This window comes from Bacteroides sp. (assembly GCF_052357945.1).
Taxonomy (GTDB): Bacteria; Bacteroidota; Bacteroidia; order Bacteroidales; family Bacteroidaceae; genus Bacteroides.
This window is the reverse complement of the sequence record NZ_DAWCXD010000019.1, coordinates 38,357-50,995: the sequence shown is the minus strand read 5'-3', so window position 1 is coordinate 50,995 and position 12,639 is coordinate 38,357. Positions and strand designations below refer to the sequence as shown.

Sequence of the window (12,639 nt, the reverse complement as noted above, 5' to 3'; positions counted from 1 at the left end):
GATAGGAGACTGCCAACTGATAGACTTTCAAATTAAATCAAAACAGTTTCTTAGCGTATTTAAAATAAATATCCCAATGTTTGTTTCAACTATCAGGAAGAAAAATAAATGCTATGAACATACTGCATTTAGCTATAAGCATATTCCGATTTGCTATAATGAAATAGGGGAGTGAACTCTTGGTGAAGGGCTGTCCTTCACCCGCAAACACCGATGAACAGGGAAAGGTGAAGGGGTGAAGGGATAAATGGCTTTTGCTTCATATCTCTATTTATTCTTTATGCACTTTTGGTTTGTTAACTGAAAATATAAACAACAATTCCGGTAATCGTCACATACACTAACGCATAAGGAATGGCCGCTTTCAGTATTTCACCTTCTTTTCCCTGTTGGTTTCCCGCAGAAGTAGCAATGGCAATACTTTGTGGAGAGATAATCTTACCACCTGTGGCGCCTACCGTATTTGCAGCGGACAACCAATCCGGACTAACATGAATTTGCCCTGCAACGCTTGCTTGCAACTTTCCGAAAAGGATATTGGAAGAGGTGTCGCTTCCGGTGATAAACGTTCCCAGACAACCGATGACCGGAGCAAACAGTGGATACAAACTTCCCGTAGCCGTAGCCAGTGCGGTGGCAATCACAGCAATCATTCCGGCACTATCCATGATTGTGGATAATCCCACAAGGCAGATCACTGTGATGAATGTTTTCTTTAATTGCTTCACTGTATTCCAAAGAACGATGAACAGGTCTTTGACTTTAGCCCCTTGAATCAATCCACCGATAAAAGTTCCGATGAAAAGCAATACTCCGGCATGAGTCAGCCAGGAAATGGTATAATTGACGGTGGAAGCACTGATGGGCAAACTGATTCGGGTTATCCAGTTATTCTCTAATGTATGACGCAATCCCGGGAAGAGGGGACTGGTCAGGATGATTAAAAATAGAATCAGTAAATAGATACTCCATGCATTCAGTATATCTTTCGTTTTCAGATGACTTTTTCGTGCTTTCTCTTCTTTGGATGCAGTAAGTTTTCCATAAACAACGATTACGATAATCGAAAGAATACTGCCGATAATGGCCGGAGATTCAGCACCCATATACTTGGCAGCCAGATATTGGCTGACTAAAGAGACTCCGCCTGCTAATAAGGCAAGAAATATATTTTTGGGAAGCGATTTAAGTTTGGAGTCAGTAAGGAAAAGCAAAACCAGCGGAATCAAGAACATCAAAACAGATAACTGCAATACGACATTCGTGCTAAGATGCAATACATCCAAATTCGTTTCTTTGGCTAGTACCAATACCGGAGTTCCGATCGCTCCGAAAGCGGTGGCTACACTATTGGCAATCAAACTTACGGTTGCCGAAAAGATAGGCTTAAATCCCAGACTGATAAGAATGGCTGCCGGAATGGCAACTGCTGTCCCGAAGCCGGCCATTGCTTCCAGTAGTCCCCCGAATCCCCAAGTCAGTAATAACACCTGAATACTTTTATCGGTAGAAATAGAAGCGAATTGCTGTTTAATAATCTCCATCTTTTCAGTTTTCAGCAATACATTATAACTGAAAATAGCCATCAAAATAATGATTAAGATAGGAGAAACAGCTTTTAATGCTCCATATAAAAAGGAGTAAAACAGATTGTCTACCGAGAAAGCGAAGCCGAAAAGAGCAATCAGCATCGTCACAATCAGAGAAATGATACTACTTTTATCACCTGACATTTTAAAAAATGCCATTAGTATAATCAACAGTAACACCGGAATAACAGCAAGGATCAAGGTCATAATTATCAGATTTAAAAAGTGGAACGTTGTTTATTATTGATATAACAAACAAACGTCCCACTTTGGTTGGTTGCACAAAGAGATTTTTCTGTTTATTTCATCTTTACGCTAAGAATTTGTTGTAATTGTTTTAAGTTGGCCAGCGCAGCTTCGTTACCTAGCCTTGCTGCTTGCTCAAATGCAGCCATGGCACGGTTAATGTCCCCGTTAAGGAAATTGTAGACTCCGGTATTGTTGATGAACTCGGCAGTATTGTGGTCGGCTTTTTCCATAAACTTCACTGCTGCATTCAAATCTTTTTGTGATAAGACGACAGCTCCTGCGTTCAGATTGGCTACGGCATCAGTCGGATACATACGTACGGCAATATCGAATACATTAACGAAATCCTTACTTCCTTTCGGATAGCTGTTGGCTACCTGATACATTTCGTTCAGACTAAGGTATTTCGGATTTTCCCGGATAATGATGCGGCCTTGTTCAACATCGAGATTGACAACCGTATAGTCAATTTTGCAGTTCACTTTACGCAGTCCCGGATAAATCTCCTTCAGCATGGTACGGTAAGGAACTCCACCACCTACACGCATAATTTCCTGTTTACGTTTGGCGTCGTCAGTCGTATTCTTGATAATGTCCAGGAACGTTTCTTTATCCTTCATTGAAGAAGACTGAAGCGCTTTCACCAATCCATCCCAGTTCTCACCACCGAAAGTCACTTTATATAGTTTGGAAGATACTTTTTCATTCTTGACCAAATAATCTTTCAAAGCCTCCGCACGTTTTTTAGAAAGTTGCTCATTGAAAGCAAGAGGTCCTTCCGGTGAGGCGAAACCTTCGATACTGATACCTTTCACGGTCAGGTTCCGGTCATTCTGTATTTTGTCAAACATGGCATGGATATTCACCAATTCAGCATGATTGTTTATGAAATCGGTAAGAATCACCGATTTGTTGACCGGGAAATCCAGATGAGCTTCATATTGTTCGCTACGGTTCTTAACCACTTCTACGGTTGGCTGGATATAAGCAATGATAGGAGACATGGCGCTTAAACGCTTGGCTTCGGTAGATACATCATTGGTAATCAGTTCCTGTGCGTTCATTTCCTGATAATTGCCGCATCCGCATAGATTTTCTACCAGTTGCAAACTGGCATTAGCCATCCAGGGTTTGTAAGGAATCACCTGGGTATAATTGAAAGTTTCCCTTTTATTATAAGGAACGATGATAGCAGTTGGTTCTTGTTTGGTGATTGCTAACCCGCGGATATATGCTTTTTCGCGTCTTTTGCCATTGACGATGATTTCCTGAAGAGGAATGTTATGTTGCCCATCTGTCAGTAGTGGGATCAGGCTTAAGCTTCGTGCGGAACCTATCGTCAGGTTCTTCATATCGAAAGTCATACCCACATAGAGAGAGTTACCTTGTTGCCATAAAGATACGTTCGAGAGAGTGAGCGCATCGTTCAGGAATTTTTGTGCATGAGCCGGTAAGATGGCGGCTGCGAAGGCTATAAATAGATAAATAAGTTTTCTTTTCATCATTGTAAGTTTTAGAGAGTTCGATTATTTGATGACATAAATGAAGCTAAGACCGATTTTAGTCGGACCAAAATAATTGCGGGTGTTATGTCCCAGCTTTTCACATTTACAATCACGAGCATATTTATCGTATTCCAAGCGGGCATATCCCACTCCGATGGTAGCTTCCATACTCCAGCGTCTGCTTATGAGCCATTGGTAACCGTAGGAAATACCTGCTCCGTACAGATTACCATCGTAACGGTCGTGTCCCATTCCGAATATATTCAGATTGCTGACATTCATTTCTCCGTAATGTCCGTGCAAACCGAAGAAACTTCCGTTGAAACGCTCGCAGAGCCAATAGCGCAATTCCGGCTGGATGAGTCAGTGTTTGATTTGACGGTCATCACCGAACTTCCATGGATTGTAGTTACCGGATATGTCGAGCGTCAGTTTCTTTGCCAGTCCAACTTCTATTCCTAAGTTAGGAGTGGAAGTTGCCCAATAGAGAGCATTGGTCTTGATGGTAAATTTGGGTAGATAGGTTTCATTCCGTTGTACCTGTGCATGGATGCTTGTACCGAACACGAGCAGGAAACCGGCTGCTAATAAGATTTTAATTGTTCTCATTTTGTTAGGGTATAGGTTTTATTAAAAATGATAAGCGATAAACAGAAAAGCATGGAAGTTTGTTGTCGCAACCTGCAAAAAAAGCTCCCTAAATAAATGGATAAAGATGTTTTAAGGCATAAATGCTAACAGTTTCCACGCATGATGCGTTCATTATATAAAAGTACCTTTGTGTAATCAATATGACAATGATTTCATTTCGTGGGATATTACTAATCTTCAGAATATTGAGCAGGAACTAATCAAGGCAAGGATTAAAGCGGAGCAATCCGGCAGATTGAAAAGTGCTTTTCTTGCTAACATGAGCCATGAGATCCGGACTCCGTTGAATGCTATTGTAGGATTCTCCCAATTATTGCCTTCTGCCGAAACTGCTGAAGAGAAAAAGCTCTATTCGGGTATTATCAATCAGAATTCGGATATCTTGTTGCAATTGATTAATGATATTCTGGATTTATCGAAGATAGAGGCCGGAACACTCGAATATATCAAACGTCCAATGAATCTGGGAGAGGTTTGCCGGACAATTTATACTGTTCATAAAGAACGTGTGAAAGAAGGGGTAACTCTTGTTTTGGACAATGAAGAGGAGGATTTGCTCATTGAGGGAGATCAGAACCGCATCATGCAGGTGATAACGAATTTCCTGACTAATGCGAGTAAGTTTACCTATGAGGGGGAAATTCGATTTGGCTTTGAACGGATGGATAAAGCTATTCGTGTGTATGTGAAAGATACAGGAATAGAACCGGAAAAGGTGGATCGTATCTTCGAACGTTTTGTCAAACTGAACTCTTTTGCGCAAGGGACAGGATTAGGGCTCTCTATCTGTCAAATGATTATCGAAAAGATTGGTGGAGAAATCGGGGTGACTTCCGAACTGGGTAAAGGCTCTACCTTCTACTTCACAATTCCTTATGAAGAAACCGGAGAACTCGGTAAATTCTTCAAAGAGACAAAGGTGGAATCTAAAGAAAATACTGTCAATCGTGTACAACAGATTAAGAAGATTCTGGTAGCAGAAGATGTAGAGAGCAATTTTATCCTGCTGAAGAATCTGATTGGCAGGGAATATACCTTGCTTTGGGCTAAAGACGGAGTGGAAGCTATCGAAATGTATAAGCAGTACCAACCGGACTTAATCCTGATGGATGTAAAAATGCCGCGTATGGATGGACTGGAAGCAACCCATATTATCCGTTCTTATTCTAAAGAAATTCCGATCATTGCTTTGACGGCTTATGCTTTTGAGGCGGATAAAGAATTGGCTTTGGAGATGGGTTGTAATGACTTTGTGACCAAACCGATTTCGGAAAGAACATTGAGAAAGGCTTTAGATAAATATTCGACTACTGTTTAAAAAAAGGATTATGGCTATATGTATCCGGTGAAAGTTACTTATGATAGCCATAATCCACACAAGAGTACGATTGTTGTTGAGTGAAAGTAGTCGGTGATTACTTTTCTATAGATTCTTTTTTATTTCCGGAACCAGTATAAACTTCGTTTCCGGAAAATACTTTTTCAGCCAGGTTCGGATAAATTCCATTGTATCATTCTGAATCGTCTTGTCTTCTACGGTAGGATATAAATTATATAATACGGTATCTAGTACAATGCCGCGTTTTTGTATTGCTTCGAGACTAAGCAGGGTATGATTGATACTCCCCAGTTTGCCCGAAGTAACAAAGATAAGCGGATATTTTTCTTGGACGATGTAGTCAATGGTTAACAGTTCAGTTGTCAGAGGAACCATAAGGCCGCCTGCTCCTTCGAGTAAAACAGAGTCATACCGTTCACTCAATTCTTCGGTTGCACGTTTTATTTTATTAAAGTCGATGGGACGGTTATCCAGCTGGGAAGCAAGATGCGGAGAGGCGGGATAAGAAAAAATCTCCGGCATGGTTAGCCCCTCTTGGTCTTCTTTGGTGAAAGGGATTCCCATGATTTGCCGGTGTAGGTCAATATCTTCGGAATGACCTACATTTCCCGTTTGAATAAATTTCTGGGTGATGGTGCGATGACCGTTCTTGTTCCATTCACGGGCTAGAAAGCCGGTGGCATAGCTCTTTCCGGCATCCGTATCGATGCCGCTTACGAAATATACATTCTGTTTCATACTTTTTTCTTTTTTGCGATGATATAAATAGGGTGATATGTTAAGGACACAGAAGTGCCCAGAGTAAATTCCTGCGTGTAACGTTCACAGAAGAGTTGCAAGTCACGACGAGTCCACTGCTGTTGGGGAAGATTGTTCTTAGAATTATTTTTTGAATTGTCGTCTGATGAACACAAATCGTTCTCTTGTTTTCCGGCAGGAGAGGATTGTGTTGATAAACCATTGACTCCGGTTTGCTTCAAATGATATAGCACTTTTATCGGGTCCTCGAACGAAAGCGGGATAAGCTCTTCTTCTGAATATAGTATGTCAAAATGGGGTGACAAAGCTACTTCAAGCTCTTCCCGTGAACGATAAGGAAGTCCGTTGCCGGTAAGTTCACGTATTTCTTTCATGTTTTCTTTTCCAAAAGTGCTAAAAGCGAAATAACCCTGATTATCGAGCAGGGTATTACACCTTTCGAAGAAGTTTTCCGGTGACTCGAACCATTGCAGGGCGGAGCAGGAAGTAATCAGTGTGCTTTCGGCGGGGAAAGAGACTGTCTCGGCATCTCCCGGAAGAAAAGAAACTTGCTTCTTCTTTAATAAGTCTTCGCAGCAATATTTCATATCGGGGCAAAGGTCATTGAGTAATAACTCTTCCGGACGGAGGGTTTGGAGCAGCATACGGGAGTAAATACCGGTTCCGCAACCAAATTCAATCACTTTCGAGCAGGGAGAAGATATATGTTTCGCAAGCAGATGAATCATTTTATCTGCTATTTGCCGTTGCACGTTTGCTTCCCTCGGATAGGTAGTGATAGCTTTTGAAAAACGTTCTGCGATTAGTCGTTTATTCATAATCAATCTTTATTTAATATGCTGATATACTGATGGTATGATAATTACTTTATTCTAAAATAATGGATGCATCAGTATCCGGCTACATGAGTATTGTATTAAAAAGCTCCTGTTGGTAATGTGCCGCTTCCACTTGTTCAAGAGAGTCCACTTGGTTTTCCCATGCCAAATATTGGTTATCCGGGAGGAAAATGCGGTCGCCTTTTCCTATGATAGCTTTTTGCCATTTAAAATCAGAGGGAGGCAATGATAAATATTGTTGTTGTATGGCGGCAAGTTCTTCTTTAAGTTCTTCAACCGGACGTTGGGGGGATACGGTTTGAAAAGCTTTATAGTCAGCTATTGAACCACACATTCTTCTTTGAAATTTCTGCAAGGTTTGTTCGTTCAATCCTTGGAGTGTACCATCGAAAATAGAGGGAGCAATACCTTTGGTTTCATGTATGGGATAGAGGGTACCGTTGATGGCGATACTTTGGGAAACAGGCAGATGTGGATACTGCCTTATGAGTTGAGAAGCTGCCCAGACTCCCATCGACCAGGCGATGAGTGTAATCTGGGAATAGGTTTCCAATAAACTGGCATCAAATGTTAATGAACGGTAGTCATAGCAAATCATCCAGTCCTTATTAGCAGGATGAATGGTCAGGAAAGGAGTTGCATCCATTCCCCAACCGGCGAAGAAAAGCAATAGATGCTTCTGATTATTCTTTATGATAAAATGCTGCTTCATTCGTTTATCAGTTTGATGAGTTGGTCAATTTCATGTTCTGTGATGTCCGCTGTCAGTGAGAAGCGGATGCGTGAAGTTCCGTCGGGTACGGTAGGCGGACGGACGGGCAACGCATAGAATCCTTTGCGTTGGAGTTCTTCTGCTTTTAATATGGTATCTTCACTGGCTCCTATAATCATAGGTACAATATGGCTCACCGATGGGCAATTATATCCTTTGTCTGTAAGGGTTACCTTTAGCTTTTCACTGATTTGTAGCAGGTGAGTTCTCTTATGTTGTAAAGCTGAAAGGTGTTCTAACACCCATGAAGTCCACTGGATATTGATAGGAGGAAGGGCAGTGGTGAATATAAACGTACGCATTTTATTGATAAGATATTCCCGAATGAGTTGTCGGCAGACGATATAAGCTCCTGCCGAAGCAATGGCTTTTCCAAATGTTCCTACCAGAAAGTCTATATCATTGATACAGTCCTGTTCTTCAGCACATCCTAATCCCTTTTCTCCCCGTACACCAAAAGCATGAGCCTCATCTACATAAAGAAGAACATGGGAATAACTCTTTTTGAGTTGAATGAGAGCGGGAAGATCAGCTTCATCGCCATCCATGCTGAAGATACTTTCGGTAACAATAATAAGCTGCTCATAAGCGTTATGATTTTCAGCAATCAGTCGTTGCAACTGGGAAATATCATTGTGACGATACCGAATACATTTAGCTGATGATAATTTAATTCCGTCTATCAGGCTTGCATGCACTAGCTTGTCGGCAAGAATCAGTGTGTGAGTATTGCAAATGGCAGGAAGTATTCCTGTATTGGCATGATAACCACTATTGAATATAAGTGCACTTTCCGTTCCGAACATCGTGGCTAGCTGTTGCTCCAACTTCTGATAGTCACTAAAATTGCCGGTCAGTAACCGGGAAGAGGAGGAAGTAGGCAGGAATGTTTCAGGGGTGAGTGTTTTTAAGAATTCCTTCCTCAATGAAATGTCATTGGACAGCCCGAGATAATCATTAGAAGATAGGTTCAACATTCGTTGTCCGTTCAGCAGAACATCTCGTCCTTCGTGAATAAGCGGTGGGAGAGAACGGTAGTTCTTTTTCTCTTTCAAGGTCTGGAGTTCCTGGTTTATATGTTCTAATGTCATGAATTATTGTTTTAAGTAATAAGTATTCGATATATGGATGGTTGAAAGCGTAATCAGTTGTCTATAAGATGTTTATTGTCTAAAGAAGTATCCCGAAAGTTTCTCACCGACCAAGGCATCCTTCCTCGGTGAGGAAAGGCCCGTTCCTCACCGAGGAACACCCTTTTGCTCACCGAGGAACAGATTCTTGGGTGAAAATCTGGTAATATTCTTCTTATCTGTCATCTTTTTTGAATAACTTTAAGTAAGCCGGAAGTCAGTTCGCTTAATTGTTCCGAAGTGATGATGAAAGGCGGCATCAGATATACCAGCTTGCCAAAGGGACGTACCCAGATTCTTTCTTCCACAAATCTTCGTTGCATATAGGCCATATTTACCGGACGTTTCATCTCAATGACTCCGATGGCTCCGAGTATTCGTACATCAGCCACTTCCGGAAATTCCTGTGCAGGAGCCAGTTCTTCTTTCAGTTGAGTTTCGATTCGCTTCACATTCTCTTGCCAACCGGATTCGAGCAGCAGGCGAACGGAAGCGCAAGCCACTGCACACGCAAGTGGATTCCCCATAAATGTAGGTCCGTGCATAAAAGCTCCCGGTGCGTGGTTAGAGATTGTATCTGCTATCCGGTTGCTGGTCAATACAGCAGAAAGTGTCATATATCCTCCGGTCAGTGCTTTACCGATACACATTATATCCGGTTCTACTCCGGCATGTTCCCAAGCAAAAAGTTTACCGGTTCGTCCGAATCCTGTTGCTATTTCGTCGAAGATAAGAAGAACATCGTGCTTCCGGCAAAGCTTTTCAGCTTCACGCAGGTACTGCGGATGATAGAACCACATTCCGCCTGCTCCCTGTACCACCGGTTCCAGGATAAGCGCCGCCAACTCTTTTGAATGTTTTTCAATCATCTCTTGTAGAGGTAGTATATCTTCCGGATTCCATTCTCCGTCGAACCGGGAAGTGGGGGACGGGACAAAATAACGTACAGGCAATGCCGAACCGAAAAGACTGTGCATACCCGTCACCGGATCACATACAGACATGGCATTCCACGTATCACCGTGATAGCCGGAACGGATAGTCACAAAATTGTTCTTTTCCGGTTTTCCTGCTGCATACCAATATTGTACAGCCATTTTCAGTGCCACTTCTACGGCTACCGAACCGGAATCTGCATAGAATATTTTCTGCATGGAGGAAGGAACCAAAGGCAATAACAATTTCCCCAATTCAATGGCCGGATCATGCGTCAGTCCCCCGAACATGACATGAGACATTTTATCTAATTGTTCTTTTGCCGCCTGATTCAATACCGGATGATTATATCCATGCACTGCACACCACCAGGAAGACATTCCGTCAATGAGCGTTTGTCCGTCTTCGAGGGTAATGGTAGCGCCGTCTGCCCGTTTCACTTTATATACAGGAAGCGGATCGGTAGTCGAAGTGTACGGATGCCAGATGTGCTCGCGATCAAATTGGGAATCGGCGAAATGATAGCCTTCTTCCTGAATCATCTTTTTGTCTTCCGATACTTTGGAGCCGAGTGTTGTCAATAGGTCGCCTACGATAGCCGAGTTAATTCCGATATATAATGCCTTGTGCATCGCTTCGGAAGAAAGTTGTGAACGTCCTCCGGCAAAACGCAGAAAAGCGGTCGGATTGATAAAACGAAAGAGTGCGATGGTTTTAAGTATTTCTTCTTCGCTTAGAGGCTGCTCGTTTTCCAGTGGAGTTCCCGGAATCGGACTAAGCAGGTTGATAGGTATGGATTGAACATTCAGTTCTGCCAATGTGAAAGCAAATTCAATCCGTTGTTCCATCGTTTCTCCCATGCCGATGATACCTCCGCAACAGATATCCATGCCTACGCGACGGGCTGCATCGAGAGTAGCCAGTTTCTGTTCTTGCGTATGCGTAGAGCAGAGTTTGGAAAAATAGGACGGGGCAGTTTCCAGATTACAGTGATAACGGGTGATTCCCGCTTCATGCAGGGAACGCAATTCTTCTTCATTGAGCAGTCCCAGAGAAGCACAAAGTTGAATCGACGAATGTCGACGCATATAGTGGACTGTATCGCAAAGTTGAGTAATCTGTTTGGGAGATGGTTTTCGTCCGCTGGTAACGAGGGAGAATCGGTTGACGTCCTGGGCTTCGTTGTATTGGGCCTGTCGAAGACATTCTTCAGCGGGAAGGAGATCGTAAATCTCGGCTTTAGTCTGGTAGTGGGAGGATTGTGCACACCATTTGCAGTTTTCCGGACATCGGCCGGACTTGGCGTTGATGATGGAACACATGTCGAACTCGTGCGAAGCACGCGCGACGGTAATCTCATGCGCGGCGGCATAAAGCGCCTCGCTGTCAGCCATGTTGGCTAGCCAAGCAGCTTGGTCGGGTGATATGTCGATACCCGCCAACACTTGGTCTTTGATTTCCTGAAGTGTCATAAATGTATGATAAGGGATAGTTTGTGCAGCATTCTGCTTACGAAGAGCAACGTCCACAACATTGATATGCAGATGACCGATTTGGAATTCACGTCCCATACTTGCAAAGGCAGCATAGTTCTTTCTTCCCCAGTAGCGAAAGCGGGAAAGAAGAGTGCGTGTGGTCTGTATGTGGCGTTGTTGCTTCATTGATTTTTTTACTTTTGTTCGTTAGAACGTGGCAAATGTACAAAGATTCTTTGGATAAGCAAGCAAGTTGATGATTTCTAGTTTCTGTGGAATTATTTCTTTTTCCTGTATTCTTTGCGGGTGTTGAAGTTGAATCCGGCATATATTTGGAGAGTACCGAATCCATTGTCGACAGAGAAATTGTTGCGATGATAATTGTAGTTTTTTCCAACAAAAGAAGTACCTACGTAATACTTGCCAGTGTTGTAGACAATCCCTGCCCGAACCAGAAAATCCAGATTGAATTTACCGTACCATGCTTTTGCTTCATTCGTTTCTGCGTCCACATCGGAAGCTTTGTAGGCAATGGCAGGGGTGAGAGACAGGCATGCCAGACAGTTGCGGGCAAAGACCCAGTTGTAGGCGTAGCCGAAACTGATGTTGGCATTGGTGTATTTAATATTCTTGACTTTCATGGCAGGATTCATCGCCTCCTGGATAAATCCCGGAAGTGCTGTATAGTCGAAGTCGAGATGATGCTTTGAAATGGAAAAACCTGCAATAAATGTACCTGCATTGCGTCGTTGATTGGTGGACTGACTAAATGCGGCAGGGTAAGAGAATTTACGGTTATTGAAGATATAATATAGATTCAGTCCTTTGATATCTACCTTTATTCCGCTGAAATCTTCGGAATAGTTGGAGGGGATATCGTCTGAAAATCCTCTGATTTTATGTATTTTGTAATCATTACCGGTGCGGCGATAGAAGATATCCACCCCCAGTTTGGAACTGTATAGGCTAAGATCGAATTCTGTTCCTCTGTTCTTTCGGTTGCCTTTTTTGAAAATATCGTTTACATCTACAGACCATCCCAGGAAAATCCATCGCCAGCCGAAATACAATCCTATCTTGTTGTGCGGGTTGGGAGAAAAACTAAGTTTCTGTGGCTGCGGCAATTCACTGGTGATAGAATAATACTCAAAGTTGCTGAAATGAGTAACCATCAGCGCATAGTTATAACGGTTGGGACTGATATAGAGCGTATCGAAATCACTGAAGTTCATAAACTTCTTGATCGCTCTTTTAAAAGCACTTGGCTTGGCGGTTGCTGTGGAATCTACTTCTGTACTATCGTTGCCTAAAGAGACTTTCTCTTCAGTCTGTGCCTGTAAGGACAGTGAAAATAACAGAAAAAGATATAGAATAACCCGTTTCCCCATGTGGTTC

8 protein-coding genes and 2 pseudogenes are annotated in these 12,639 nt (G+C 42.6%); 1 reads left to right on the top strand and 9 read right to left on the bottom strand.

Annotated features, from left to right (window positions below; genetic code table 11):
• Window positions 1–296 precede the first annotated feature (296 nt).
• The 3 genes and pseudogenes from ACT8YW_RS06445 to ACT8YW_RS06435 all read right to left on the bottom strand — a co-directional run bounded on the left by ACT8YW_RS06445 (window position 297) and on the right by ACT8YW_RS06435 (window position 3,952).
• On the bottom strand, window positions 297–1,796 hold the full coding sequence (locus ACT8YW_RS06445; protein ID WP_444104394.1) for an L-lactate permease: 1,500 nt from the start codon (window positions 1,794–1,796) through the stop codon (window positions 297–299).
• A gap of 92 nt (window positions 1,797–1,888) precedes the next feature.
• Window positions 1,889–3,340, bottom strand: a complete 1,452-nt coding sequence (locus tag ACT8YW_RS06440) for a DUF3868 domain-containing protein (protein WP_444104395.1) — start codon at window positions 3,338–3,340, stop codon at window positions 1,889–1,891.
• 24 nt (window positions 3,341–3,364) lie between these two features.
• Window positions 3,365–3,952 (bottom strand): annotated as a pseudogene (locus ACT8YW_RS06435) (DUF3575 domain-containing protein).
• A gap of 196 nt (window positions 3,953–4,148) precedes the next feature.
• Between ACT8YW_RS06435 and ACT8YW_RS06430 the strand changes: the two are divergent.
• A pseudogene (locus tag ACT8YW_RS06430) lies at window positions 4,149–5,312 on the top strand (response regulator); the annotation flags it as partial.
• Between the two features lie 105 nt (window positions 5,313–5,417).
• Here ACT8YW_RS06430 and bioD read toward each other — a convergent pair.
• From bioD to ACT8YW_RS06400, 6 genes are all read right to left on the bottom strand, one after another.
• Window positions 5,418–6,071 (bottom strand): dethiobiotin synthase, encoded by a 654-nt coding sequence (gene bioD, locus ACT8YW_RS06425; RefSeq protein ID WP_444104393.1) that lies wholly within the window; start codon window positions 6,069–6,071, stop codon window positions 5,418–5,420.
• Window positions 6,068–6,910: a malonyl-ACP O-methyltransferase BioC gene (gene bioC, locus ACT8YW_RS06420; protein ID WP_444104392.1), complete on the bottom strand. Its 843-nt coding sequence runs from the start codon at window positions 6,908–6,910 to the stop codon at window positions 6,068–6,070. Before bioC ends, bioD begins: the two co-directional genes overlap by 4 nt.
• An 82-nt stretch (window positions 6,911–6,992) precedes the next feature.
• Window positions 6,993–7,643 (bottom strand): DUF452 family protein, encoded by a 651-nt coding sequence (locus ACT8YW_RS06415; protein ID WP_444104391.1) that lies wholly within the window; start codon window positions 7,641–7,643, stop codon window positions 6,993–6,995.
• Window positions 7,640–8,794 carry an 8-amino-7-oxononanoate synthase gene (locus ACT8YW_RS06410; RefSeq protein WP_444104390.1) on the bottom strand — a complete coding sequence of 385 codons (1,155 nt, stop codon included), beginning with the start codon at window positions 8,792–8,794 and terminating at the stop codon, window positions 7,640–7,642. The genes ACT8YW_RS06415 and ACT8YW_RS06410 overlap by 4 nt, the downstream gene beginning before the upstream one ends.
• Before the next feature lie 221 nt (window positions 8,795–9,015).
• Window positions 9,016–11,430, bottom strand: a complete 2,415-nt coding sequence (gene bioA / locus ACT8YW_RS06405; RefSeq protein ID WP_444104389.1) for an adenosylmethionine--8-amino-7-oxononanoate transaminase — start codon at window positions 11,428–11,430, stop codon at window positions 9,016–9,018.
• A gap of 92 nt (window positions 11,431–11,522) precedes the next feature.
• Window positions 11,523–12,632, bottom strand: coding sequence for a DUF4421 domain-containing protein (locus ACT8YW_RS06400; RefSeq protein WP_117937568.1), 1,110 nt, complete (start codon window positions 12,630–12,632; stop codon window positions 11,523–11,525).
• Window positions 12,633–12,639: the final 7 nt, after the last annotated feature.